Below are 25,899 nucleotides of genomic sequence, written 5' to 3'. Positions count from 1 at the left end.
GAATAAAAAATGGCTACGAAAATCCGTCTCGCTCGCGGTGGCGCAAAAAAGCGTCCTTTCTACCGCATTGTTGTTGCTGACGAACGCGCACCGCGTGATGGTCGTTTTCTGGAAGTTGTAGGTCGCTACAACCCAATGCTGCCAAAGGCTGATGAAAAGCGCGTGGAACTTGACGAAGAGCGCATCAAGCATTGGCTCGGCAATGGCGCTCAGCCAACCGACCGCGTTCATCGCTTCCTTGATGCTGCTGGCATCCTGAAGCGTGAGCCACGCAACAATCCAAACAAGGCGAAGCTGGGCAAGAAGGCTCAGGAGCGTCTGGACGAGAAGCTGGCTCGCGAAGCTGAAGCCAAGGCTGCAGCTGAAGAAGCTGCTGCTGGCGAAGCTGAAGCTTCCGAATAATAGTTGCAACCAGTCTGTGCGGAGTTTTGGAATTCATGGCACCTGACGCCGGTAAACGTATTCTAATGGCACAGATTGGCGCCGCACATGGCATCAAGGGGGAGGTGCGGGTCAAACCATTTGGGGATGATCCGCTCTCCTTCACCGACTACGGCAAGCTGGAAACAGAAGACGGCAGTCGCAAGTTCAAAGTCAAACGTGCACGCCTGCAAAAGAACGTGGTTATTACCAAGTTTGAAGGTGTGAACGACCGGAATGAAGCTGAAGCACTGAATGGCGTCAAGCTTTACATCCCGCGCGAACGGCTACCTGCGCCGGAAGATGCGGATGAATTTTATCATTCTGATTTGATCGGGTTACCCACCCAAGGACGAGACGGCACCGATTATGGCACCGTGATCGCGCTGTTAAACTTTGGCGCGGGAGACTTGATTGAGGTACGCGACCGCTCGGGAAAGACTGTTATCTTCCCATTTGACAGACAAACGGTTCCCGAGATCGATCTTGAAAATGGCCTCATCTATATTGAACCGCCCCTCGGTTTCTTTGAGGACGGGGAACCTGAAGACGAAACGGCCGGCAATTAGAACTGCAACGTCGATCGCTTTTCACATGGGATCAACCTGAAGCGGCCGCTCAGCGGATCAGATATCCGGCGTGCACGATGATCGTGGTTACCTGGTACCGCATATCGTTGCAAAGCCCGACTATCAGCGCTCATCAGTCCCATCAGTGAGCAAGCGCAAGTCACCCCTAAACCTGCAGCAACAATCATCATGATCTTCGGCTCTTGAAGCCCAAATAGCGCGCCAAGTGCTTCGCCGAGAATTGCAAGACAACAACCTGTCAGAAAGGTTGGAACGATCTTGTGATTGAAAAATCTGAACAGGGCGCAGGTCAGGATAGCAAAATAGCTTAGATGAGCAAAAACACCTAAGCTTTGTGATGCTGACGGGATTGCACCCGAATACAGGGCGGGTGCAAACAAAAATAGAATCACCAAAGATGAGATATTCAAGAAAAGTGTTTTATTACAGATAGATAAGTGTTTCATCATGGCTGCGTCCCGGTGTGTTCCCTTAGATTAGGCGCCTCCATGTTCTAATGATTACTTAAAGTAAGGCAGCTTATGAGCATGAATCCATGTCAAACATGAACCGCGTTCGGTTCCATCATCCGCGGCTTTGGATTTTGTTGTTTTTGATGGTGTAGATAGGGTATGCAGCCACAAAGAGATCGAGTGTATTGACAGGACAGCATGAGTTTTCGCGCGGACATTCTCACCCTTTATCCAGAAATGTTTCCCGGCAATCTGGGTATGAGCCTTTCGGGCAAAGCGCTGGAGCGAGGCGATTGGCAGCTGGCTGCAACCAGCATTCGGGACTATGCCACGGACAAGCACCGCTCGGTTGATGATACGCCATCCGGCGGCGGGGCCGGGATGGTGCTTCGCGCTGACATTCTGGCCAAGGCCATCGACGATGTGACCGAAGTTGACGACCCTCGGCCTCGGCTTTTGATGAGCCCGCGTGGCAAGCCCCTTACCCAGGAACGTGCACGTGAGCTCGCCCAAGGGCCGGGCGTAATTATCGTGTGTGGCCGTTTTGAAGGTGTTGATGAGCGGGTGATCGAAGCTCGAAATTTGGAAGAAGTGTCCATCGGTGACTACATCTTGTCCGGCGGCGAAATGGCGGCAACCATCGTTCTGGATGCGGTGGTACGGCTGTTGCCAGGTGTGATGGGAAACCACGAGAGCGGCGAGACGGAGAGTTTTGAAAACGGCTTGCTGGAACACCCGCATTATACGCGCCCGCAGGAGTTTGAGGGGCGGCTGGTACCGGAAGTATTGACCAGCGGCAACCATCGCTTGATTGACGAGTGGCGGTTGGACCAGTCGCGAAAGCTGACGCAGGAGCGGCGGCCTGATCTATGGGCGGCCTATCTGGCAAAAAACGACGGTTGAGACTGAAAAAAATCGACAAAACCCGGTGACAATGGCGCCGAAAAGAGGTATCAACCACGCCAACCGGTGGGCAGATTCTGTCTGCACCGATTGAATAGGAGCCCTTGTCGCTCCAGTTTCCGGCATATGCCTAGGTTTGGTGAACCCGTCCCCCACGGCTGGATCGTTTGTGGACGCTCTGACCAATTGAAGAATGGAAAAACTGCCATGAATATCATCGAGCAGCTGAACGCCGAAGAAATGGCGCGCATTGAAGAACAGCGTAAGCTTCCTGAGTTTTCTCCGGGTGACACCGTGCGTGTTGACGTACGTGTGACAGAAGGTACACGTACCCGTGTACAGGCTTACGAAGGTGTCTGCATTGCTCGCTCTGGCGGCGGTATCAACGAGAACTTTACCGTTCGCAAGATTTCCTACGGCGAAGGCATTGAACGTGTATTCCCGGTCTACAGCCCGATGATTGAGGGTGTAGAGGTGATCCGCCGCGGTAAGGTACGTCGTGCGAAGCTGTACTACCTGCGTGAGCGTCGCGGTAAGTCTGCACGTATTGTTGAAGCGACCAACGCTCGTGCGAAGCGTCTCAACGAACAACAGCGTACGGCAGCAGCTGAAGCACGCGCAGCCAAGGCTGCTGCGAAGGCAGAAGCAGCTGCGGAAGCTTCCGGCGAATAAGCCAAGTATCCCAACGCTATTCAAGGCCCCGTGGATTTTGGTCCATGGGGCCTTTTTCGTTTCCGGTACCATCTGTCCCTAAAAGAACTGCTAGCTGGATACCAATGGGAGGAGCCAGTAGGTTGAGGAAATGTGGATTGCGATAGCCATTTTCATTCTCGGCCTTCTTGTTCTGGCTTATGCCGTGTTGCTTGAGCCATTTCGGGACCCGGTCTTGCGTCACTTCAACGTTTCTTTGGCGGGCTTGTGTCAACCGGTTCGCGTTGTGGCGCTTGGCGATCTTCATGCGAGCAAACCTTGGATGTCGCCGCGCCGTATTCGCCGCATTGCCCATCAAGTGAACCGGATCAAACCTGATCTGGTTTTTCTTCTGGGCGATTTCGAAACCGGTATGCATCCGCCGTTTTGTTCCTCAAAGGCAGTTTCACCCGAACACTGGGGCCCTGCGATTGGGTCTTTGCATGCGCCTTTGGGTCGTTATGCCGTTCTAGGGAATCATGACTGGGCGGAGGATCTCGCCGGAACGCGCGCTATTCTCACTTCACAGCAAATCAAGGTTCTGGAAAACGAGGTTCGGTTTGTTGCCCTGTCTGACGGGGTCGGCGTTTGGATTGCCGGGTTGGGCGATCAGTATACCAACGGGAAGATGTTTGAGGGGCGCGAGCGCGCAGATGATCTGCCTGCCACGCTTGCATCCATTCCCGCCGACGGGAACCCCGCCATATTGCTCGCCCATGAACCGGACATTTTTGATGAAGTGCCAGAGCGGATAGGGTTGATTTTGAGTGGCCATACTCACGGCGGCCAAATTCGATTGCCGTTTTGGGGCGCGATCATGGTTCCTTCAAGGTTTGGGCGCCGGTTCGCGAAAGGGGTGTTCGAGAAAGGATCGGTGAAGATGATTGTTACAGCCGGTCTGGGGTGTTCGCGGTTGCCAATCAGGTTCAATTGTCCGCCGGAGGTTTTACTCATTGATCTGGTACCTGCAAACCCAGAGAAACCAAGGCATTGAGCTGTTTTGGTTTCTGGATCAAAAGGTATTGAGAGATTCTCAATGTCGCGGTTCTTGCGCTTTTTACCGGCTTGGCCTCATTATACTTCGCAGAACACGGACGGTATGCCTTTATCGACCGCCCGCAGAGTGTCGGGATTAACACTCGAAGCAAATTTACAAGAGAACAAGATACTCGCAGGTGCCGCGTCAAAGGATATGGCATGATGTGAGACGGGCTTTCCAGGAGATCGCGCAATGTCGCAGGCCAAAACACTCTATGACAAAATATGGGACACCCACGTTGTCACGACACAGGAAGATGGAACGAGCCTGCTTTACATTGATCGGCACCTTGTTCATGAGGTGACGAGCCCGCAGGCATTCGAAGGTCTGCGGATGACTGGTCGTCCTGTTCGTCATCCCAAACGTACCTTGGCGGTAGTGGATCATAACGTGCCGACAACAGATCGTTCCAACGGCATTGATGATCCCGAGAGCGCGTTGCAGGTGGACACACTTGCCAAGAACGCCGCCGAGTTCGGTATTGAATACTATTCAGAGCTGGATCAACGCCAGGGTGTGGTTCACATTGTCGGGCCAGAACAAGGGTTTACTTTGCCGGGTATGACCATCGTATGCGGTGACAGCCATACCTCTACTCATGGTGCTTTTGGCTCTTTGGCTCATGGCATCGGAACCTCTGAAGTTGAGCATGTTCTTGCGACGCAAACACTCATTCAGAAAAAGGCCAAGAATCTGCGCGTCACCGTGAATGGGCAGTTGCCTGCAGGGGTCACTGCCAAGGATATCGTGCTGGCTATCATTGGAGAGTTGGGCACGGCAGGTGGCACTGGCTATGTCATTGAATATGCTGGCGAAGCAATTCAGGCATTGTCCATGGAAGGTCGCATGACCGTGTGCAACATGTCTATTGAAGCTGGGGCACGGGCAGGGTTGATTGCTCCGGATGAGGTAACGTTTGCATATCTGGAGGGGCGTCCCAAGGCGCCGAAAGGCGCAGCGTGGGAAATGGCCAAATCCTATTGGAAAACGCTTTATTCGGATGATGGAGCGCAGTTCGACAAGGAAATCGTACTGGACGCTGCGAACTTGCCGCCGATTGTTACGTGGGGATCTTCACCGGAAGATGTTGTTGCGGTCACCGGGGAAGTGCCGGATCCTGACGGCATTGAAGACGAAAACCGCCGCCTGTCGAAAAAACGTGCGCTGGAATACATGGGATTGGTTCCGGGACAGAAGATCACTGACATCAAGTTGGATCGTGTCTTCATCGGATCGTGCACCAATGGGCGCATAGAAGACCTTCGCGCTGCGGCAGAGATGGTGAAGGGAAAAACCGTTGCGAGCCATGTGAACGCGATGGTTGTGCCCGGTTCCGGCTTGGTGAAAGCGCAAGCCGAAGCCGAAGGACTGGATGAAATCTTCAAAGCTGCCGGGTTTGAATGGCGGGAGCCGGGGTGTTCCATGTGTTTGGCCATGAATGCGGACAAGTTGGCACCAGGAGAGCGTTGCGCATCGACCTCGAACCGGAATTTTGAAGGGCGTCAGGGATTCAAGGGGCGTACACATCTGGTTTCGCCTGCCATGGCAGCCGCTGCGGCTGTGACGGGAACCTTCGTTGATATTCGCGATTGGTCATAAATCTGCCATCAAGTTTATGGGGAAACGGGCATTGCGGCGTAATGCCCGTTTTTTTGTTTTTCGGTTGCAAAGCGGCAGATATCCATAAAAACAACCACTTGTTTGGCTCTAATAACCTTTGGGAAGGAATAAGTAGACCACAGGTTCACGTTCTGTCTTCACAAGACTGTCACCCAGTGCCTACAATAATCTAGGCACCGAAGACATTCGTAACGAACTTACTATGATCTTTAGGTCGCAAGTGAGGAACAAAACGTGACTACTGCGGTACCCGCTGGCACCCATCCGGCTCTGGTGCTCAATGCGGATTACAGGCCTTTGTCCTATTATCCCCTGTCACTATGGTCGTGGCAGGATACCGTCAAGGCGGTGTTCATGGACCGGGTGGACATTGTCTCGCACTATGATGTGAGTGTTCGAAGTCCGAGCTTCAACTTTCGACTTCCGAGCGTTGTTGCGCTCAAAAACTTCGTCAAACCCAACCGATATCCCGCCTTTACCCGCTTTAATGTATTCTTGAGAGATCGCTTTCAGTGCCAATATTGTGGCACGCATCATGATCTCACCTTCGACCACTTGATTCCGCGCTCGAAGGGGGGACTGACAACCTGGGACAACGTCATTACCGCCTGTTCGCCTTGTAATGTGCGCAAATCCAACAAGTCATGGCAGGAAATGAACATGAAGCCGTTGCAGATGCCATACATGCCAACCGTTCATGATCTGCACAACAATGGACGGATGTTTCCGCCCAACTACCTGCATGAAAGCTGGATCGACTTCCTGTATTGGGATACCGAATTGGAACCATGAGTTAATGCGGTGTTTACGCTGTTTGCAGGAACGTTCGGCTCGATAAAACTTTAACAATTCTCAAACCGCAAATGCGGTACTGGTATCCTTACCTAATAATATTTTCGGGTAGGGGTGTCTTCAATGCCGTTCAAACGGGCAACCGGTTTTCTTGGCTGCGAACGGGGAGTTGTGCTGCCCATTGCGGCCGTCATGATAGTCATTCTTATCGTGGTGGCTGGGGCAGCGATTGACTTCGCGCGGGCAATCAACACCCGCCAAACTCTCAATCACGCCATGGACAATGCATTGTTGGCAGTTGCGCGCGAGGCATCGACAACAATCATGACCCAAGCTCAGGCGAAATCTACGTTTGCTGCCTATTTCGACGCCAATTTGCAGGATGGACAACTTTATGACGACGTGATCCGCCGGACGCCTGAATTTTCCTTGGACCCGATTGGCGGGCGGGTCGAAGCATCCATCATTGCGGAGGTGCCGACCTTCTTTATCCATCATCTCGACCTGATGGGATATGACACATCCGAACTGAAGTCTCTTTCTGTTCGAACGTCGGCTCAAGCGTCTTTCCCGACCAGAAATGCTGAGGTTACGATGGTTCTGGACGTCACCGGATCCATGAGAAACCATATGACTGACTTGAAAAAGGCGGCCAAGAACCTGGTCACGACCTTGCTTCCGGATGCCAAGACCGGCTCGGGAAGCCGTGTGCGTATTGCGCTGGTGCCGTATAGTGAGGGTGTGAATGGCGAACTTACGGTAACGCGCATCGGACCTGATATCGAGCTGTCGGATTTGGTTTCAAATGGTCAGGCCAGAAAACATTGCCTGACTGAAAGAATGGGGGATGACAGCACGACAGATGCGCCCTGGAACAAGAAGGTCAACAACCGGATCGAGTATTTCGGTGGGGGCAGCACGGGGTGCCCGTCAAAGTCCACCTTGGTTCCTCTGACTTCCAACAAAGAAAAATTAAAAAATGAAATCAATAAGATGTCAGCAAGTGGCGGTACGGCTGGGCACACCGGCATTGCGTGGGGCTACTACACTCTGTCTCCCAATTGGGCGTCGCTTTGGAACTCCATCGACAACGGGAGCATGCCGGCCGACTATTATCAGGACAACGATCTGAAATTCATTGTCCTGATGACGGATGGTGAGTTCAATACGACCTTCAGGAAGAGTGGAGAATATAAACGAAGTAATTGGGATTGGTATTGCCGTTCTTTGAGCGGATGGGCAACTATTCGTTATAGCGGATGTGGGCAGAATCCAGTATATGATTCTGAGGAAACTGCTGAAGACATTTGCGATCATATGAAAGAAACGAAGAACAAAAATGAAAAGATCAGAATATACTCTGTTTACTTCGGAAGAGATGATTATTCTCGTCCTGCACGCCTGATGAAATACTGCGCAACCGACGAGGATGACACGTATTACAATGCCAAAAGTGCTGAAGATTTGACCGCCGCCTTCGCTCAGATTGCACAGGATATCAAGGCGATCTACCTCTCCAAATAGCGTAGGTGGTGTAGAAAAGAAAAGGCGCCCATTTTGAGCGCCTTTTGCGTTGGTTTGAATGAAATGCGTATTTTCTGCGTTATCAGGCCTTGCCGCGGTTTTGCCGGTTATCGATCAGATCCCCCACCACGGTTGGGTCAGCCAGAGTTGAGGTATCGCCCAGATTATCGAAGCTGTCTTCGGCGATCTTGCGCAGGATGCGACGCATGATCTTGCCCGACCGGGTCTTGGGAAGACCAGGAGCAAACTGGATCAGGTCGGGTGATGCAATTGGTCCGATTTCGGCTCGGACGTGCTTGACCAGTTCCTTGTGCAATTCCTCTGAAGGTTCTTCGCCTTCCATCAACGTGACATAGGCATAAATGCCTTGTCCCTTCAGGTCGTGAGGGTAGCCCACCACGGCAGCCTCTGAGACCTTGGGGTGAGCGACGAGAGCGCTTTCCACTTCAGCGGTACCCATGCGGTGCCCAGACACGTTGATGACATCGTCAACGCGGCCCGTGATCCAGTAGTACCCGTCCTCATCGCGGCGACACCCGTCCCCGGTGAAGTAAAGACCTTTGTAGGTGGCAAAGTAGGTTTGCACGAAGCGCTCATGGTCGCCGTAAACCGTACGCATCTGGCCTGGCCAACTGTCGGTGATCACCAGATTACCTTCGGTCGCGCCGTCGAGGAAGTTGCCTTCGCTATCCACAATGGCCGGCTGGACGCCAAAGAAAGGCCGTGTCGCAGAGCCGGGCTTGAGGTCCGTTGCGCCCGGGAGAGGGGCAATCAGGATCCCGCCGGTTTCTGTTTGCCACCATGTGTCGACGATTGGACACCGGCCTTCGCCCACCACATCGTGATACCAAATCCAGGCTTCCGGATTGATGGGTTCGCCCACAGATCCCAGTATGCGCAAGGATTTCCGCGAGGTCTTTTTGACGTGCTCCTCGCCAGCTCCCATCAACGCGCGAATGGCGGTGGGGGCGGTGTAGAAGATGCTGACATTGTGTTTGTCACAGACTTCCCAGAAACGCGCAGGTGACGGATAGGTTGGCACGCCTTCAAACATGAGCGTGGTGGCACCGTTGGCGAGCGGCCCGTAGACGATGTAGCTGTGCCCTGTCACCCAGCCCACATCGGCGGTGCACCAGTACACTTCGCCCGGCTTGTAATCAAAAACATATTCATGGGTCATTGACGCGTAGACCAGATAGCCGCCGGAGGTGTGCATTACCCCTTTCGGTTTTCCGGTTGATCCGGAGGTGTAAAGAATGAACAGCGGATCTTCAGCGTTCACTTCTTCCGGCGCGCATTCGGCGGGAACTTTCTCGATTTCCTCGTGATACCAGAGGTCGCGGCCCGCTGTCATGGGGACGTCGGCGCCGGTGCGCCTGACGACAAACACCTTGTCGACCCCGCCGCACTTCTCGATGGCACGGTCCGTGTTTTCTTTCAGCGGCACCGTGCGTCCACCACGCAGTCCTTCATCGGAGGTGATGACAAAGCGGGATTGGCAATCTTCGATCCGGCCCGCCAGGCTGTCTGGCGAAAAACCGCCGAAAACGATGGAGTGAATGGCCCCGATGCGCGCGCAGGCCAACATGGCATAGGCCGCTTCCGGGATCATCGGCATATAGATGGTGACGCGATCTCCCTTCTCGACACCATTGGCCTTGAACACGTTGGCAAGCCGGTTCACCGCCTCCGACAGCTCCTTGTAGGTGATGACCTTGTGCTCAGAAGGATCGTCCCCCTCCCAGATGATGGCCGGTTGGTCACCGCGCGTGGCCAGATGTCGATCAACACAGTTGGCGGCCACGTTGAGCGTTCCGTCCTCGAACCATTTGATGGACACATTGTGATAGTCGTAGGATGTATTCTTGACCTTGGTGTAAGGCTTGATCCAGTCGATCCGCTGGCCGTGTTCGCGCCAGAAAGCTTCGGGATCGGAAACTGACTGGTTGTAGAGTTCCAAATAGCGGTCATTGTTGATCAGTGCATCGGCAGCAATATCTGCCGGCACCGGAAACACTTCGCCTGTCATGGCGTTCCTCCCCAATGCAGAAAAGCCCACGGGCGGGCCAACTCGTCATCGGCTGCATTATGGGAGTGGATATTTTGACCGTCCAGCCGATTGCTATCGAACTTTGGTAGCCTGCCACCCGTGATTATGTATTGAGTTTTTCATAGATAAAACGAGTTGGGGCCTGAGTAGAATTCACGGCCAGCAGGTGTTGGCTCTGCCCCTTGCCGAGCGGGAAACTTCGCAAAAACGCCTTTTTCAGGTGGGGGCGAAGTATCCATAGGCTGCCCCCTGGATGACAAGCACTCCCAGCCAGTGCCCGGCGTTGATGACTGTCAGGGCCCAGGGGGCTTTCTGGAAACGGTGGTTGATGATCAAACCCATGACCATGAACCCGGCCCAGATCATGACCGCCGAGATGATGCCATTGCGCGGGGTGACTGCCGCCGTATGGTAAATCACACCGGCCAATACGAAGGCCATCAAGGTTTCACAAGCGAATGCAAGCAGTATTGTGTGCCATTTAACCTGCGCTTCGCTGTGTGTCAGCCCGGCTGCCCGTCGCCATGGCCCGGCGAGCAGCCGATAATAGGCGGCCCCAAACCCAAAAGATAAAAGTGCAGCATACACAACAGCTGGCAAGTAGACGCCATCAAACATCATCGGCTCGCGTCTCCTGCCGTGCGGCGCGCGCATTTTCTGATCAGTTGGGCATGCTTGAAACCGGTCTTTGGAAGGGGCCATGGGCAACGGGACAAGCCGCCGATACAATTCATGATTTTCCGAATCCGCTGTTTTTTGCGCTGTGAAGCAATGAAGTTTACCAGACCTGTACAAGGCCAAGGACCTAACTTTTCGTCCAAGGCGCTATTCCATTTGAAAGTTATATAAATTAGATACGCCTAATATATTCTAATGCTGCTCAAGAGTTTTCGGCAGATTAGAATGAAATTAATTCACTATTTTGGATTGAACACAATTGGATACTTTGTGAAATACAAAAGTACTAGTGAAATTACTAGTTTTGCTTTAGATCAATTGTATCGATTTAGCTCATGCTACCTTTTTCCTGAAATGAACGGTGGTGCTGCCCCTAAATGGAGCCGTCTCGGTTGTGTGGGGTGTTCGGGAGACTTTAGCAGTAACACCATGACTGGTGAGGGAGATGCGCATGACCAGCACGTTCTTTATTCCGAGTGTCAACATGATGGGCGCAGGATGCCTGAAGGAAGCCGTTGCGGATGTTAAGGATCGCGGCTTCAAAAAGGGCTTGATTGTCTGCGGCAAGGTGTTGAGCAAACTCGGCGTTGTCCAATCGGTAGCTGAGCTGTTCGGAGAACATGGCGTTGCCACAGTGATTTACGACGGATCTCAGCCCAACCCGACGATCGGGAACGTTGAGGGCGGCGTCAAGCTGCTGAAGGAAGAGGAATGTGACTTCGTGATCGCGCTGGGCGGTGGCTCGCCCATCGACTGCGCCAAGGGCATTGCCTTGGTTGCCACCAATGGCGGCGGCATTGCTGATTATGAGGGCGTGGACAAGTCCTCCCTACCACAGTTGCCGCTTGTGGCGATCAACACCACGGCTGGTACAGCCTCTGAAATGACCCGCTTCTGCATCATTACGGATGAAGAGCGGCATATCAAAATGGCGATCGTGGACAAGAACACAACGCCGCTGATCTCGGTGAATGATCCTGAGCTGATGCTGGCAAAACCCGCCGGGTTGACCGCAGCAACGGGTATGGATGCGCTGACACACGCGGTTGAAGCTTATGTTTCCATCGCCGCCACGCCGATCACGGATGCTTGCGCCCTCAAGGCGATTGAACTTATTCAGTTGCATTTGCGCACGGCGGTGAAGGACGGACAGAACATCGATGCGCGTGAGCAGATGGCGTATGCGCAGTTCATGGCAGGTATGGCCTTCAATAACGCTTCGCTTGGCTATGTGCATGCCATGGCGCACCAACTGGGCGGGTTCTATGATTTGCCACATGGTGTTTGCAACGCGATCTTGTTGCCGCATGTCCAGCGGTACAATGCGCAGGTTTGTCCAGAGCGGTTGCGTGATGTAGCCAAGGCCATGGGTGTGGATGTGACCGACATGAGCCCGCAAGAGGGGGCAGAAGCCGCTCTTGTTGCCATTCAGGAGTTGGCCAAGGATATCGGCATTCCGGCCGGCTTGACGGAGCTGGAAGTGAAGGAAGAAGATATTCCCACGCTTACAGAAAATGCGTTGAAGGATGCCTGCGGTCTGACAAATCCAAAACAGGCAACCGCCGAAGAAATCACGGCAATCTACAAGGCTGCCATGTAAGGGCTTTTCAGGGAGGCCTCAACTTTTGAACCTGAGAAAGCGCTGCGGGCCATTGTGTCCGCGGCGTTTTTCATTGTGGCGGTGGCGCGAACACAGCACCGGACTCCAACAATTTTTCAAGATCATCGGTTCGTTCTCGGGTCAGCTTCGTCAGACACTTGGCGGTTTTCGGCGCCATCTGGTCTGTCAGGTTGGACACGATGTTGCAGGTTGTATCGCGGTAAGAGACCCAGGCTGTCTGATTGGATTCAAGGCGCTGGCGGGCAAGCGCCTTGCGATCTTCCGGAGCGTCCATTGTGTTGATCGCGTTTTGCGCTTGTTCATAGGTTTTGAGGAGTTGAACTGCAGCTTTCCGGTATTCGGCATCGGCGCACAGGTGACGCTGTGCGGCTCCGAGCGTTTTCTGGCATTCATCAATCTCGTCTGCGTGAAGGGTAGTTGCAAGGAAAGCCAACGGAATGCTGAAGAGTGCCGAACCAAGGTTTTTCATGGATTTGCGCCTTGTTATTGTTTTTGTCAGGCTATCGTAATTGTCCTAATGCAACCTAACCGAAATGTTTGCGTGTTAGCTTCCTGTGTGCCTTGAGGATCTCGTTGGTTAAGGTGCGCCTAAATATCCCTGTGGATTGCGGTCATTGTGGGCGGGTGCATCCACATTCCTGCGAAATGGGCGGATAAGGCCACACAGGACTGGGGTTTAAGGTTGGTTGACGTTAGGGTGTTCTCTGTCAGATTGCACAGGGATGACGCTTTATCGCGAACAAACAAGGGTGATTTTGGTATGTGCCATGCAGTGTTGCGCAAGGGTCAGGTGATTGCCTGCAGTTTCGTGCTGGTTCTGGTAGCGATTTTGAGTGCTGCACCGGCGCGGGCTGATGTTGCTGCATGGATGGTGGTGGATGCCCGCGATGGAACCGTGCTTGAGCAGTATTCGGCAACGCGCCCCTGGCATCCGGCATCCCTTACCAAGATGATGACCGCTTATGTCGTGTTTCGGAAGATCGAACAGGGGGAGTTGACCCTTTCCAGCCCTGTGGTTGTGAGCGCTGCAGCACATGAGCTTCCTCCCAGCAAAATGGGGTTCAAGGTTGGAACACAAGTCAGCCTGCACGACGCCTTGATGATGCTGATGGTGAAATCGGCCAATGACATCGCCGCCTCCATTGCTCACAGTGTTGCCGGTTCAGAAGACGCCTTCGTACAGTTGATGAATGGGGAAGCCCGCCGCCTGGGCATGAGCCAGACGACCTTCGTCAATCCGCACGGCTTGCCTGATGAGCGGCAGGTAACGTCTGCCAGAGACATGGCACTGATGGGCATGGCGTTGTGGAACCATTTTCCGCAGTATCATGACTATCTGAACAAGCCCGCAATTCGTTTTGGCAAGCGCACGATGAAGTCGGGCATTGCCGAGTTCCTGTTGCGGGTTCCGGGCGCCAGTGGCATCAAGACCGGGTATATTTGTGACTCTGGCTTCAATGTGGTGGTTACTGCCACGCGCAAGGGGCGCACACTGTTGGCTGTGGTGCTGGGGTCCGCCTCCGAACTGGAACGCAACGCCTTCGCCCGCCGCCTGATTGAAACGGGCTTCAAGCGCCATCGCGGCCCGTCCATTGCGGATCTGAATACCGCCGGGTCCCTGCCGCTGCCGGAACCGCGCTATTGTCAGCGCAACAAACAGCCTGATGCACAGCAACTGGTAGACCGGTTTGGCGAGAAACGCGTGAATGCGCCGTTGCTGGCCTACGCAAAAACAGACCAACCGGCGCCAGCGGGCCTTTCGGTTTTCAAGGACAACAAGCGCATAGACTGGACATTGGTGCATGAACAGCTGATGGGGCCGCGGTTGGCGGCTTTGCAGCCCTATGAAGTTCATGTAGGCAAACCGGCCAGCGCAATTGCGCAGTTGTTGGTGCCGGGCGCGGAAGTTCCGCTGCCCATGCCCAAGCCGTTCAAGGCGTCCCCGGTGGCCGTGCCAGCGGACGTTCCTGTGCCGCCCAGAAAGCAGAGCTATCTGCGCCACCCTGATCCGTTTGTGCGGGACGGGGTCAATGGGCACAATGCGTCTCTTCTGTTTGCGGGTGAGGCGCAGCCCCGTGTGCAACTGGTGGACCGCGACGCCGGTTCGCCGCCAATTGAAAAACACTTCTTTGGCGGGCCCGGCGGGTTGTACAAATCAGAGCGAGAGCCGACGCGGATCAATTGACGCGCTGCCCAGCCTGTGGCTTATGGGTAGGTATGGCTAGTGAAAACGGGCGGAAGCGGCCGCCGGAACCAATTCCGCTGACGGTGATTACCGGTTTTCTGGGCTCGGGCAAGACGACCCTTTTGAACCGCATCCTCAAGGATCCGATCCTGGAGGATACGGCGGTCATCATCAATGAATTCGGTGAGATCGGGCTCGACCACCTGCTGGTTGATACGGTCGAAGATGGTATCATCGAGCTATCGTCGGGCTGTCTGTGCTGTACCATCCGGGGCGATCTGATCAACACGCTGGAAGACCTTCTGCGGCGGATCGATAATGGTCGGATGAAGAAGCTGAACCGCGTCATCATTGAAACCACCGGATTGGCTGATCCGGCGCCCGTGCTGCACAGCGTCATGCTTCATCCTTATCTCGTGATGCGCTACCGGTTGGACGGTGTTGTCACTTTGGTTGACGCGGTGAATGGACTGGACACCCTCAACGGCCATGAGGAAGCGGTCAAACAGGCTGCAGTGGCAGACCGTGTGGTGCTGACAAAGACAGACCTTCTGGACAGTGAGGCTCGGCAGGCCAGCTACGAGCAGCTGCGCCAGCGCTTGAAAGAGTTGAACCCCGGCGCCGAGGTTCTGGATGCGCAAAACGGAAACGTTGCAGCTTCAGCCTTGATCAACTGCGGGCTTTACAATCCCGACACGAAGATCCCGGAAGTGGCGCGGTGGCTCAAGGAAGAAGCCTACCGTGACGAGCATGATCACCACCATCACGGTGACGGGCACCATCACCACCATCACCACCACGATCACCATCATGGTCATCACCACCATGATGTGAACCGTCACGGAGACACGGTGCGCGCCTTTACGCTGGCAACATCTACAGCCATTCCTGAAGCGGCGTTGGAGATGTTCATTGATCTGCTGCGATCGGCCCATGGGCCAAAGCTGTTACGGGTCAAAGGCATCATCAAGACTTCGGAGAAGCCGGACCAGCCCTTGGTCATCCACGGGGTTCAGCACGTGTTTCATCCGCCAGTGCGGCTTGAAAAGTGGCCCGATGGTGATGAACGCACGCGTATGGTGTTCATAACAAAAGACTTGTCGGAGGGGTTCGTGAAGCGGATGTTCGATGCCTTCGCCGGACAGGTTCAATCCGATACCCCGGATCGCCAGGCGATGATGGACAATCCGTTGTCTATTTCTGGCTTCAGCGGGTCCTTCAAGTAAGCATGAAAAAGCCCGCCATTGGGCGGGCTTTTGGTAGCTGAACCTGTGCAGCGCCTTAGCGCGTCGGCACGGGAACCTCGCCGCGGTAGTCGTAGAACCCGCGCTGAGTTTTGCGTCCAAGCCAGCCCGCCTCGACGTATTTGACCAGCAGCGGGCAGGGACGGTATTTGGTGTCGGCCAAGCCTTCGTACAACACCTGCATGATTGACAGGCATGTGTCTAGACCGATGAAGTCTGCCAGTTGAAGCGGCCCCATCGGGTGGTTTGCACCCAGACGCATGGCCGTATCAATGGCTTCCACCGAGCCCACCCCTTCATACAGGGTGTAAATGGCTTCGTTGATCATCGGCAGCAGAATGCGGTTGACCATGAATGCCGGGAAATCTTCAGAAACCGCAACGGTCTTGCCGAGCTTTTCGGTAAAGACACGGCAGGCTTCAAAGGTCTCGTCTTCCGTCGCAATGCCGCGCACCAGCTCCACAAGTTCCATTACCGGAACCGGGTTCATGAAGTGAACGCCCAGGAAGCGCTCGGGCCGGTCTGTGGCAGATGCCAGACGTGTAATGGAAATCGAAGAGGTGTTGGTGCCAAGAATTGCTTCCGGCTTCAGCACCGGGCAGAGTGCCGAATAAACCTTGCGCTTGACCTGCTCGTTTTCGTTGACCGCCTCAACAACAAGATCGGCATCTGACAAGTCATTGATGTTTCCGGTCGGATGAATGAAGGTGAGGGCGCGATCGCGGTCTTCCTCGGAAATCTTGCCCTTGCCAATCTGGCGGTTGAGGTTGGCCTGAACACTTTCCATGCCCGCTTCGATCTGCTCCTGGGACACATCGTAGAGGACGACGTGAAACCCGCCGAGGGCGCAGACATGAGCGATACCGTTACCCATCTGACCGGCACCGACTACCCCGACTTTTTTAATCTCTAGCACCATCGTGTGATCCAAACGTTTTGTGTTCAACAGCCAAAGAAGCTGCTCCAAGAAGTTGCATATTCATGACAAGACTTTCTTGAAACAGCAAGAACCCCGGAAAGAAAATTCGCATCCCGGGGCTCGTCGATACATTGTAAACGGCCCTAGAGAGCCTTTTCAAGCTCCGGAAGAGCCTCGAACAGATCGGCGACCAGCCCATAATCCGCAACCTGGAAGATTGGGGCCTCTTCATCCTTGTTGATGGCAACAATGACTTTGGAGTCCTTCATCCCGGCGAGGTGCTGGATGGCACCCGAAATACCTGCTGCGATGTAAAGCTCCGGAGCGACAACCTTGCCGGTCTGACCCACCTGCCAGTCGTTGGGGGCATAGCCCGCGTCAACCGCAGCACGCGATGCGCCAATGGCGGCACCCAGCTTGTCGGCAACCGGCGTAATCACCTCGTTGAACTTTTCTTCAGAGCCAAGCGCGCGACCACCGGAAATGATCACACGGGCTGATGCCAGCTCCGGACGATCAGATTCAGCAATTTCCTCGCCGACAAACGACGAGATACCCGCATCTGCACCCGCACCAACGGTTTCAATGGCAGCGGAGCCACCTTCGCCGGCGGCGTTGAACGACGCGGTCCGAACGGTGATGATTTTCTTTGCATCCGTGGACTGGACCGTCTGGATGGCGTTGCCCGCATAAATGGGACGCTTGAAGGTATCAGGCGCATCGACTGCCATGATGTCGGAGATCTGCATGACATCAAGCTTTGCCGCCACGCGCGGCAGGATGTTCTTGCCGTTGGTGGTTGCAGGCGCAAGAATGGCATCATACTCGCCCGCCAATGACAGGATCAGATCAGCCATCGGCTCAGCCAGTTGATGTTCATAGGCATCACCTTCCACCACCAGAACCTTGGCAGCGCCGTCCAGTTTTGCGGCGGCTTCGCCTGCTGCGGCACAACCTTTGCCCGCAACAAGGATGTGCACGTCGCCACTCAGCGCAACCGCTGCAGTCAGCGTCTTGGCCGTGGCTTCATTGAGTTCCGAATTGGAATGCTCCGCTACAAGAAGCGTGGTCATCTGTTTCAACTCCTCTTGTCGGGCCTTAAAGCACGCCGGCTTCGTTTTTCAGTTTGTCGACCAGTTCGGCGACACTCTCGACTTTCACACCGGCCTTGCGGCTTTCCGGCTCAGCGGTGTTGAGCACCTTCAGGCGCGGGGCAATGTCCACGCCGTAGTCACCCGGCGCCTTTTCATCAATAGGCTTTTTCTTGGCCTTCATGATGTTGGGCAGTGACGCATAGCGGGGCTCGTTGAGACGCAGATCGGTGGTGACGATTGCAGGCATGTTCAGCTTCACGGTTTGCAGACCGCCATCGATTTCACGGGTGACATCAACGGTGCCGTCGCCCAGATCCACTTTCGAAGCGAAAGTGCCCTGTGCCCAGCCCAGCAGGGCAGCCAGCATCTGACCGGTCTGATTGCAGTCATCATCGATGGCCTGCTTGCCCAAAATTACCAAGCCAGGCTCTTCTTCCTCGACAATGCCCTTGAGGATCTTTGCGACTGCGAGCGGCTCGGTCGTCTCGTCGGTTTTGACCAGAATTCCGCGATCGGCACCCATGGCCAGACCGGTGCGGATCGTTTCGGTGGCCTGTTGCGGCCCCACGGAGGCGACGACGATTTCAGTGGCCTTGCCGGCTTCTTTCAGGCGCAGCGCTTCTTCCACCGCGATTTCGTCAAACGGGTTCATGGACATTTTGACGTTGGCGAGTTCCACGCCAGACCCGTCCGCCTTGACACGTACTTTGACGTTGTAATCGACGACCCGTTTCACGGGCACGAGAATTTTCATTTTCCTTGAACCTCCACCAGAATTGCAATGGCCCCGGCGCTGCGGCTATCTGGCATGAGCTGGCGCAACAGCTTTATCCCGGCCGACTGCGAAACCCGTTGTGCATTGCAGTTGGCATCGACGGTAGCCAGCCATATGAGTACTGTCAACGATGGCCTAAGGTAATTTACGCCCCTGTTCCAACCAAAGTCTAAGCCTTGAAAACGGGCTGGCAGGAGATTGATCGACCTTGGAATGACCTGTGAATACAAAAACCTCAACCATCGTTGGACTGTCGTTGAATCGCGGGGCTCTCTTTGGCCTAGCGGTTTTTGCCGGCGACCCAGAGAACATCGGTTTCGCCCCGGTCATTTGCAAAACGGGCCGCCACAAACATGAGGTCTGACAACCGGTTGAGGTATTGCATGGCCTCGGCGTTGACTTGTTCCTTTTCGCGTAGTTCCGCGACCAGACGCTCTGCCCGCCGTGACACCGTCCGTGCCTGATGCAGATAGGCAGACAGCGCGGTGCCCCCCGGCAGCACGAAAGACCGCAACGGCTGCAGCTCGCTGTTGAGCTGGTCGATGATCATTTCAAGATATTCAACCTGCTTGGCGGTGATCCGCAACGGTTCATAGCCAAGGTCCTTGTCGGTATGAGGGGTTGCCAGATCTGCCCCAAGGTCGAAAAGATCGTTCTGGATATGGGCCAGCGTCTCATCAAGCTCCGGCAAAGCTGTGGCAGAATGCAGGCGAGCCAGTCCGATGATCGAATTGGTTTCGTCGACCGTGCCGTAGGCTTCAACACGCAAGTCGTATTTGGGCCGGCGTTCACCGGATCCCAACGCGGTGGTGCCGTCGTCACCCGTCTTGGTGTAAATTTTATTCAGAACAACCATGTGGTCCCCTAGATTAAATAGTTGATTGGATGGGTTCAGAGCCGGTCGGCCTCAGCTTTTCAGAAAATACACGCTCGCCATGATGAGGATTATCGCCGCAAATTGCAGAATAATGCGCCACCGCATCAACGTTTGAGATCGGTTTGGACTGCCGCCCCGCATCATGTTCCAAAGCCCCAAACACAGCACCACAGCCACAGCCGCGAGCGCGACTGGAACCATGGCGTTAATGACACCGCCCATACCTGTTCCTTTCCTTGAACCGACTGCTGCTAGTTCAGGCGTACGATTGCCGCATTGAGCAGACCCGCGAAGCTCAACCACACCACATAGGGCAGGAACAGCCAGGCCGCCAAAGGACGCCGAGAGGCGAATATACGTAATGTTACGATGCCTGTTAAGAGCAGAATGGCAAGAATGGCCAAGGCGATGGCGGGAGACTTTTGGCCGAAGAACGCCCAGGACCAGAGCCCATTCAGGACCATTTGAAAGACGAACAGAAGTTGAAGGCGCAGTTTCTGCGCTTTCTCCGCACCTGAACGATCAAATTCAACCGCGATCCAGATGGCTGCGGCAATCATGGCGTAGAGCGTGGTCCACACCGGGGCGAACAACCAATTGGGTGGGCTGAACCAGGGTTTGGTCAGGCCGGCGTACCATTCCGGAATAGCCGGCGCAGTGACGACACCGCCATAAATTGCGGCGGCGTAACACAGCAATGCCCATCCAACCAGCCGGCTCCAAACAACGCGGTTTCGCAGTTTGGCCTTGGTTTCATCTGAAAAGCTGAACATGTGCCTTACGCCTCCTGTTGTCTGGTTTATTCCTCCGCATCTGCGGCACGGATCAAGAACCTGTCGAGGGTTCGGTTTGGAAGGATGCGGCGCAGAATGGCCATCAGGTGAGTTGGCACAGTGACAAAATACCGGGGCTTGGCCTTCTTGGCTTCAATGGCATGGATCAGCCGATCCACCACCGCTTCCGGCCCCAGCTTGAACCGGGTGGCGCCGCCTTTTTTCAAATGGTTGAGGCGGCGATAATAGGCCGCCTTGAATGCCGACCGCTCGATGACCGGGTCACCCAGTTCACGGTGAAACATGGCCATGGCGTTTTCATTGAACTTGCTCTCAATCGGACCGGGCTCAATCAGGCTGACCTGAATACCGGATCCGTCCAGCTCCATGCGCAGCGTATCGGTAAGGCCTTCCAATGCATACTTGCTGGCGTTGTAGGCGCCGCGATACTTCATGGCGATGAGGCCAAGTACCGAGGAACACTGAACGATACGGCCATGGCCCTGGTTGCGCATGATCGGAATCACGCGGCATGTCAGATCGTGCCAGCCGAAAAAGTTGGCTTCGAACTGATCGCGGAAGGCCTGGACCGGTAAATCCTCGATGGCACCGGGCAGGGCGTAGGCGCCATTGTTGAACAACGCATCAAGCCGACCGCCGGTTTCCAAGAGCACAGCCTCGACAGCGGCTTGAATGGTCTCAGGTTTTTGATAGTCGAGCAGATACGCGCAAAAACCTTCCTCGCGCAGCCGGTCCACATCCTTTTGTTGGCGGCAGGTGGGAAAGACGTCCCAGCCTCGCTGTTTCAGGATGTTTGCGGCAGAATAGCCAATGCCGGATGAGCAGCCCGTAATCAGGATGCTGCGCCCGGTAGCGGTTGGTGCTGACACGAGATCGCCCCTCAATCTCAGAATGTTGTTGGTTGATCAGATCGGGTTTCCGATCAACAGCTTTGGTGTTGTGCCCGTGGTGCCTGCCGCCTCGCCAATAAACATCTTTTTCATGAACGGCATACGCTCTACCAGTCCCAGTCCGAAGTCACGTACGCCGCGGACCACATCGAAGTCATTGGAGAACAGACGGTTCAACATGTCGGTGGTAACGCCCATGCGGTAGGTGTCAAACCGGCGCCAGGTTTGGTAGCGCTCCAGAATGTGGGCTGCGCCAATATCGAGGCCCAGCCGATGGGCGTCCACCAGCACTTCAGCCAGTGCTGCCACATCCTTGAAGCCGTAGTTGAGACCTTGGCCGGCGATGGGATGAATGCCGTGCGCAGCATCACCGGCAAGCACAAAGCGGTTTCCAATGAAGGACCGAGCCAGCGTCAGGCTGAGCGGAAAAGCTGCGCGCGGGCCGTCAAGGCTTAGCTCGCCAAGATGGCGACCAAAACGGCGTTCCAACTCGATTTCAAAGGTAAACTCATCACCATTGACAAGGCGTTGTGCCTCAAGCGGCTTTTCGGTCCAGACGATGGAGGACCGATTGCCGGTGAGCGGCAAGATGGCGAAAGGGCCGGAGGGCAGGAAGTGTTCTTCTGCACGGCCATTGTGCGGGCGCTCATGGGCAACGGTGGTCACGATTCCGGATTGCTTGTAGTCCCAGCGGTTGACCGGGATGCCGGCCAAACCGCGCAGTTTCGATCTGACACCATCGGCGGCCACGAGCAGGCGGGAATGAAGCATTTCGCCGGAGCGCAGGCGGATGGTGACAGAAGCCGCGTCGGTAGAAAAATCGTCGATGCTTTCTGGTGCGATGATCGTTACGCCTTCGCGCACGGCCTCATCATGCAGGGCCCCCACCATGCGGTTGTTCGGGACCATGTGAGCAAACGGTTCGCCTTCTTCCACTTCGCCATCGAAAGTCAGATAGACCGGACGCACGCTATCGTGAAGCTTGCTGTCGGTGACAATCATGTCATTGATGGGCTGGGCGTCATCTTGCAGTTGATGCCAAACACCCAGTTGGTCCAACATGCGAGATGCTGCGGCGGCGATGGCAGAAGCGCGCGGGTCGTTTTCAATGGCGGAGCGCGGGCGCAGATCCACAAGCGCCACCTTCATGTCCGGTTCGGATTGTTTCAGCGCCAATGCCAGTGACAGGCCTACATAGCCGCCCCCTCCGATGACTACATCTAGCATTTCATCAGCAGTGGACATATTTTTCTCACTCATCGGCTTCCCTGTGCGTTGTGGGCTGCACTCATGGTCCCATTGACTTATGCCCTGCGACCCTGCGTAGTCACGGGCGATCCGTAATACATATCTGAAGTAGGAATGTCGTTATGACAAGCGCTGTTGCAGCTCTTTTGGACATACTTGATCTGGAACCTCTTGAACACAATCTGTTTCGCGGTCGCAGTCCACAAGCTGGGTGGCAGCGCGTATTTGGCGGACAGGTGATTGGTCAGGCGCTTGTCGCTGCCTCACGGTCCGTGGAAGACAGCCGATCCGTGCACTCACTTCATGGCTACTTCCTGCGTCCCGGTGATCCTCAGGTTCCCATTATTTATGAGGTGGATCGGATCCGCGATGGCGGCAGCTTCACCACCCGGCGCGTGGTCGCCGTTCAACATGGCAAGGCGATCTTTTCCATGTCTGCGTCCTTTCAGGTGGCCGAGCAGGGGATCGAACATCAGATCGACATGCCGGATGTGCCCATGCCGGAGGATCTGACCAGCGAGAACGAACTGAAGGAAAAGTTCATTGACCATGCGCCCGAGGCGGTGAAGCGCTACTGGCGCCGGGAGCGTCCGATCGAACTGCGTCCGGTGGACTACACCCACTTTCTGAGCAGCAAGAAGTTGCCGCCCTATCAACATGTATGGGTGCGCGCCACGGAGGCGTTGCCGGATGATCCGCGCATTCATCAATGCGTTCTGGCCTATGCCTCGGACATGACGTTGCTTGATACGGCGCTTTACCCGCATGGGCGGTCTGTATTCGACAGCAGCCTGCAGGTGGCCAGCCTCGACCATGCCATGTGGTTTCACCGTCCGTTCCGGGCGGATGAGTGGTTGCTGTACACGCAAGACAGCCCGAGTGCCTCTGGGTCGAGAGGGTTTAATCGCGGAAGTCTTTACACCCGCGACGGTGTTCTGGTCGCCTCCACCACCCAGGAAGGCCTGATGCGATTGGTGAGCCCCAAGGAAGAGGAATAGGATCGTATCGGATAAGAAACGATCCTCGATGTGCTTTATTCCTGCGCCGCCATGGCCCGGTTGACGAGTTCCAGAGCTTCTGGTGATGCCCAGTCTGCCGGGCCGTACATGGACCCGATCTCACATCCGTCCTGCCCCACCATGATGGTTGTCGGCAGACCCATGGCGCGGGCCTTGGCCCGCAGGTCGTTGAACACCTTCATGCTGTTGTCAGAGTAGTAGGCGAGGTGACTGACGCCGATTTCCTCAAGAAAGGCGATCTGCTTGTCGTCGGTATCGTTCCTGTCGACATTGACCGCAATCACGTTGAAGTCGTCACCGCCCATCTCGGCCTGCAGGCGGTCCAGATGCGGCATTTCCTTGCGGCAAGGTGCACACCACGTGGCCCAGATGTTCATCAATTTGGTGCCGTTGATATCCGCCATGGAAAGGGGGGCACCGTCTTGCGTGTTGAAGGTGAGGTCGCTGACCACCAGAGGTTTTTGCGCCGGCAGGAACGCAGCAACTTCGCCGGTGGCAAAAGGCTTGAGCTGTTCGGCTGCCGCCATGGATGATTGGCAGGCATTTGCGGCAGATCCGGTCGCAACCTGTGTTTGATATATGTAAATACCGCCCAAGCCGACAATTAATCCGGCCAAACCTGCGACAAGGGCTTTTCGAAGTCCAAAGTTTCCGGTAGTGGTCGAATTCTTCATATCTATTCCCAAACACTAAGAGGGCGTTACATGAGCAACCGCATGTGGGGCGGTCGGTTTGCCGAAGGACCCGACGCAATCATGGAAGAAATCAATGCGTCTATCGATTTCGACCAAAAGCTGTACAAACAGGATATTGCCGGGTCACAGGCGCATGTACGCATGTTGGCAGAGCAAGGTATCGTTTCAAGCGATGATGCCGAAAAGATTGTGTCTGGTCTAAACACAATCTTGTCAGAGATTGAGGCAGGGACCTTCAAATTTTCGCGCGCGCTTGAAGACATCCACATGAACATCGAGGCGCGCCTTGCGGAATTGATCGGTCCGACGGCGGGTCGCTTGCACACCGCGCGCTCGCGGAATGATCAGGTTGCCACGGATTTTCGTCTTTGGGTGCGTGATACGCTCGACAATCTTGAAGACCAGTTGACCGAGTTGCTTCAGGCGCTTTGTGAAAAGGCTGAGACGCACGCCGGCGATGTGATGCCCGGGTTCACCCACTTGCAGTCTGCCCAGCCGGTGACCTTTGGCCATCACATGATGGCCTATGTTGAAATGTTTGCCCGCGATCGCTCCCGTGTTCAGGATGCGCGGGCGCGTATGAACGAAAGCCCGCTTGGTTGCGCGGCGCTGGCGGGTACGTCCTTCCCGATCGACCGTGAGATGACGGCCAAGGCGCTGGGCTTTGACCGCCCAACCGCCAACTCTCTGGACGGCGTGTCAGACCGTGACTTTGTTCTGGAAGCGCTGTCTGATGCTTCCATTTGCGCCATGCATCTGTCGCGTCTGGCGGAAGAGATCGTGATCTGGTGCTCGGCCCAGTTCAACTTCATCAAGCTGTCCGACAAGTTTTCTACCGGCTCTTCCATCATGCCGCAGAAGAAGAACCCGGATGCCGCGGAACTGGTGCGTGCCAAGACGGGCCGGATCTATGGCGCGTTGAACGCGCTTCTGGTGATGATGAAGGGCCTGCCGCTGACCTATTCCAAGGACATGCAGGAAGACAAGGAGCAGGCGTTCGATGCCTTGCCGAACCTGTCGTTGGCATTGGCGGCCATGACCGGCATGGTGCGCGACATGGAGCCTAACACCAAGGTCATGAAGAAAGCGGCGGGGTCTGGCTACTCCACCGCCACCGATCTGGCAGATTGGTGCGTGCGGGTTCTGGGCATGCCGTTCCGCGATGCACACCATGTGACCGGTGCATTGGTTGCCAAGGCGGTTGAGAAAAATGTGGAGTTGCATAAGCTTTCGCTGGAAGATATGCAGAGCGTCGAGCCAAATATCACGGATGACGTGTACAGTGTTCTGTCTGTAGACAAGTCCGTGCGCAGCCGCGTCAGCTATGGGGGCACCAGTCCGGCAAACGTGCGCAAGCAAGCACGGCGCTGGTTGAAGCAACTGGAGCGGGATGCAAAACGGTCCTGAATCTTTATGAAAACTGGACCCTTGATGTTCGCCAAAAAGCGATGCATGGAATTACCAGTTGATCCCCGATGGATTTCGGGGGTCAGCGTCCGGCAGGCGAACACGGTTTAATGATGGGTGCCCATCAACTGGAGTTGAAAAGAGAATGAGCAGTCAATTCTCGAAGGTCGCGCCGAAATTGGTCACTGTTGCTGTTGTGGCCGGTCTTGCCATGAGCGTGGCAGCCTGTGGGCGTAAAGGAAGTCTTGAACCGGTTCGCGCGGAAACACCGCAAGCGCAGGACCAAGCCGAGGTTTCCAAAACACCGGAGGCCCCCGAGACCAAGGAACAGAAGCGCTTTCTTCTGGATCCGCTGATCGACCCGGGCCTCTAG

Annotated in this window: 27 protein-coding genes; 14 read left to right on the top strand and 13 right to left on the bottom strand. The window is 55.2% G+C overall.

Going from position 1 to position 25,899, the window contains the following annotated elements; translation table 11 throughout:
* Nucleotides 1-9: 9 nt before the first annotated feature.
* On the top strand, nucleotides 10-402 hold the full coding sequence (gene rpsP / locus G512_RS0102795; protein WP_028480381.1) for a 30S ribosomal protein S16: 393 nt from the start codon (nucleotides 10-12) through the stop codon (nucleotides 400-402).
* Nucleotides 403-437: 35 nt separating this feature from the next.
* Nucleotides 438-989 (top strand): ribosome maturation factor RimM, encoded by a 552-nt coding sequence (gene rimM / locus G512_RS0102790; protein ID WP_028480380.1) that lies wholly within the window; start codon nucleotides 438-440, stop codon nucleotides 987-989.
* Here rimM and G512_RS0102785 read toward each other — a convergent pair.
* The gene (locus G512_RS0102785) at nucleotides 986-1,459 is read right to left on the bottom strand and encodes a hypothetical protein (RefSeq protein ID WP_028480379.1); all 474 of its coding nucleotides are present in this window, start codon (nucleotides 1,457-1,459) and stop codon (nucleotides 986-988) included. The genes rimM and G512_RS0102785 overlap by 4 nt on opposite strands.
* A 201-nt stretch (nucleotides 1,460-1,660) precedes the next feature.
* Here G512_RS0102785 and trmD point away from each other — a divergent pair, with 201 nt between their 5' ends.
* The 6 genes from trmD to G512_RS0102745 all read left to right on the top strand — a co-directional run bounded on the left by trmD (nucleotide 1,661) and on the right by G512_RS0102745 (nucleotide 8,030).
* Nucleotides 1,661-2,365 (top strand): tRNA (guanosine(37)-N1)-methyltransferase TrmD, encoded by a 705-nt coding sequence (gene trmD, locus G512_RS0102780; protein ID WP_028480378.1) that lies wholly within the window; start codon nucleotides 1,661-1,663, stop codon nucleotides 2,363-2,365.
* 207 nt (nucleotides 2,366-2,572) lie between these two features.
* On the top strand, nucleotides 2,573-3,037 hold the full coding sequence (rplS, locus tag G512_RS0102775) for a 50S ribosomal protein L19 (RefSeq protein WP_028480377.1): 465 nt from the start codon (nucleotides 2,573-2,575) through the stop codon (nucleotides 3,035-3,037).
* Nucleotides 3,038-3,167: 130 nt separating this feature from the next.
* A complete protein-coding gene (locus G512_RS19810) occupies nucleotides 3,168-4,049 on the top strand; it encodes a metallophosphoesterase (protein ID WP_051268824.1) in 882 nt (293 codons plus the stop codon).
* 237 nt (nucleotides 4,050-4,286) lie between these two features.
* Nucleotides 4,287-5,693, top strand: a complete 1,407-nt coding sequence (leuC, locus tag G512_RS0102755) for a 3-isopropylmalate dehydratase large subunit (RefSeq protein WP_028480375.1) — start codon at nucleotides 4,287-4,289, stop codon at nucleotides 5,691-5,693.
* 255 nt (nucleotides 5,694-5,948) lie between these two features.
* Nucleotides 5,949-6,506 (top strand): HNH endonuclease, encoded by a 558-nt coding sequence (locus G512_RS0102750; protein WP_028480374.1) that lies wholly within the window; start codon nucleotides 5,949-5,951, stop codon nucleotides 6,504-6,506.
* A 123-nt stretch (nucleotides 6,507-6,629) separates the two neighbouring features.
* Nucleotides 6,630-8,030 carry a pilus assembly protein TadG-related protein gene (locus G512_RS0102745; RefSeq protein ID WP_028480373.1) on the top strand — a complete coding sequence of 467 codons (1,401 nt, stop codon included), beginning with the start codon at nucleotides 6,630-6,632 and terminating at the stop codon, nucleotides 8,028-8,030.
* Nucleotides 8,031-8,112: 82 nt separating this feature from the next.
* Here the strand turns inward: G512_RS0102745 and acs are convergent, their stop codons facing one another.
* Together acs and G512_RS19805 are read right to left on the bottom strand one after the other, a co-directional pair.
* Nucleotides 8,113-10,059 carry an acetate--CoA ligase gene (acs, locus tag G512_RS0102740; protein ID WP_028480372.1) on the bottom strand — a complete coding sequence of 649 codons (1,947 nt, stop codon included), beginning with the start codon at nucleotides 10,057-10,059 and terminating at the stop codon, nucleotides 8,113-8,115.
* Between the two features lie 237 nt (nucleotides 10,060-10,296).
* Nucleotides 10,297-10,701: a DUF1761 domain-containing protein gene (locus G512_RS19805; RefSeq protein WP_028480371.1), complete on the bottom strand. Its 405-nt coding sequence runs from the start codon at nucleotides 10,699-10,701 to the stop codon at nucleotides 10,297-10,299.
* Nucleotides 10,702-11,209: 508 nt separating this feature from the next.
* Between G512_RS19805 and yiaY the strand changes: the two genes are divergently transcribed.
* Complete coding sequence (gene yiaY, locus G512_RS0102730) at nucleotides 11,210-12,358, top strand: L-threonine dehydrogenase (protein ID WP_028480370.1); 1,149 nt, start codon at nucleotides 11,210-11,212, stop codon at nucleotides 12,356-12,358.
* 70 nt (nucleotides 12,359-12,428) lie between these two features.
* Here yiaY and G512_RS0102725 read toward each other — a convergent pair whose 3' ends face one another.
* Entirely contained in the window at nucleotides 12,429-12,848 is a 420-nt protein-coding gene (locus G512_RS0102725) for a lysozyme inhibitor LprI family protein (protein ID WP_028480369.1), read from the bottom strand.
* Between the two features lie 291 nt (nucleotides 12,849-13,139).
* On the opposite strand from G512_RS0102725, the gene G512_RS19800 reads away from it, so the two are divergent.
* Nucleotides 13,140-14,564, top strand: a complete 1,425-nt coding sequence (locus G512_RS19800) for a D-alanyl-D-alanine carboxypeptidase family protein (protein ID WP_051268822.1) — start codon at nucleotides 13,140-13,142, stop codon at nucleotides 14,562-14,564.
* Between the two features lie 32 nt (nucleotides 14,565-14,596).
* Nucleotides 14,597-15,790 carry a CobW family GTP-binding protein gene (locus tag G512_RS0102715; RefSeq protein ID WP_036488334.1) on the top strand — a complete coding sequence of 398 codons (1,194 nt, stop codon included), beginning with the start codon at nucleotides 14,597-14,599 and terminating at the stop codon, nucleotides 15,788-15,790.
* Nucleotides 15,791-15,845: 55 nt separating this feature from the next.
* Here G512_RS0102715 and G512_RS0102710 read toward each other — a convergent pair whose 3' ends face one another.
* The 8 genes from G512_RS0102710 to G512_RS0102670 form a co-directional block, all read right to left on the bottom strand.
* Nucleotides 15,846-16,727 (bottom strand): 3-hydroxybutyryl-CoA dehydrogenase, encoded by an 882-nt coding sequence (locus tag G512_RS0102710; protein WP_028480367.1) that lies wholly within the window; start codon nucleotides 16,725-16,727, stop codon nucleotides 15,846-15,848.
* A gap of 143 nt (nucleotides 16,728-16,870) precedes the next feature.
* A complete protein-coding gene (locus G512_RS0102705) occupies nucleotides 16,871-17,800 on the bottom strand; it encodes an electron transfer flavoprotein subunit alpha/FixB family protein (RefSeq protein WP_028480366.1) in 930 nt (309 codons plus the stop codon).
* Between the two features lie 25 nt (nucleotides 17,801-17,825).
* A complete protein-coding gene (locus tag G512_RS0102700) occupies nucleotides 17,826-18,575 on the bottom strand; it encodes an electron transfer flavoprotein subunit beta/FixA family protein (protein WP_028480365.1) in 750 nt (249 codons plus the stop codon).
* 301 nt (nucleotides 18,576-18,876) lie between these two features.
* Nucleotides 18,877-19,452, bottom strand: coding sequence for a cob(I)yrinic acid a,c-diamide adenosyltransferase (locus G512_RS0102690; RefSeq protein ID WP_028480364.1), 576 nt, complete (start codon nucleotides 19,450-19,452; stop codon nucleotides 18,877-18,879).
* A 51-nt stretch (nucleotides 19,453-19,503) separates the two neighbouring features.
* Complete coding sequence (locus tag G512_RS0102685) at nucleotides 19,504-19,695, bottom strand: twin transmembrane helix small protein (RefSeq protein ID WP_028480363.1); 192 nt, start codon at nucleotides 19,693-19,695, stop codon at nucleotides 19,504-19,506.
* Between the two features lie 29 nt (nucleotides 19,696-19,724).
* The gene (locus G512_RS0102680) at nucleotides 19,725-20,246 is read right to left on the bottom strand and encodes a TspO/MBR family protein (RefSeq protein ID WP_208974920.1); all 522 of its coding nucleotides are present in this window, start codon (nucleotides 20,244-20,246) and stop codon (nucleotides 19,725-19,727) included.
* 26 nt (nucleotides 20,247-20,272) lie between these two features.
* Nucleotides 20,273-21,136: an SDR family oxidoreductase gene (locus G512_RS0102675; RefSeq protein WP_036488332.1), complete on the bottom strand. Its 864-nt coding sequence runs from the start codon at nucleotides 21,134-21,136 to the stop codon at nucleotides 20,273-20,275.
* Nucleotides 21,137-21,172: 36 nt separating this feature from the next.
* The gene (locus tag G512_RS0102670; RefSeq protein WP_028480360.1) at nucleotides 21,173-22,384 is read right to left on the bottom strand and encodes a ubiquinone biosynthesis hydroxylase; all 1,212 of its coding nucleotides are present in this window, start codon (nucleotides 22,382-22,384) and stop codon (nucleotides 21,173-21,175) included.
* A gap of 143 nt (nucleotides 22,385-22,527) precedes the next feature.
* Here G512_RS0102670 and tesB point away from each other — a divergent pair, with 143 nt between their 5' ends.
* Nucleotides 22,528-23,403: an acyl-CoA thioesterase II gene (gene tesB / locus G512_RS0102665; protein WP_028480359.1), complete on the top strand. Its 876-nt coding sequence runs from the start codon at nucleotides 22,528-22,530 to the stop codon at nucleotides 23,401-23,403.
* 35 nt (nucleotides 23,404-23,438) lie between these two features.
* Here tesB and tlpA read toward each other — a convergent pair whose 3' ends face one another.
* Nucleotides 23,439-24,098, bottom strand: a complete 660-nt coding sequence (gene tlpA, locus G512_RS0102660) for a thiol:disulfide interchange protein TlpA (RefSeq protein ID WP_028480358.1) — start codon at nucleotides 24,096-24,098, stop codon at nucleotides 23,439-23,441.
* A gap of 30 nt (nucleotides 24,099-24,128) precedes the next feature.
* Between tlpA and argH the strand changes: the two genes are divergently transcribed.
* Together argH and G512_RS0102650 are read left to right on the top strand one after the other, a co-directional pair.
* Complete coding sequence (gene argH / locus G512_RS0102655; RefSeq protein ID WP_028480357.1) at nucleotides 24,129-25,526, top strand: argininosuccinate lyase; 1,398 nt, start codon at nucleotides 24,129-24,131, stop codon at nucleotides 25,524-25,526.
* A 145-nt stretch (nucleotides 25,527-25,671) separates the two neighbouring features.
* Entirely contained in the window at nucleotides 25,672-25,899 is a 228-nt protein-coding gene (locus tag G512_RS0102650; RefSeq protein ID WP_028480356.1) for a lipoprotein, read from the top strand.

The sequence above is a fragment of the Pseudovibrio exalbescens DSM 16456 genome, from assembly GCF_000422785.1.
GTDB lineage: Bacteria > Pseudomonadota > Alphaproteobacteria > Rhizobiales > Stappiaceae > Pseudovibrio > Pseudovibrio exalbescens.
Note: the sequence above shows the minus strand (reverse complement) of the source record. Positions and strands in the feature narration are given on the sequence as shown.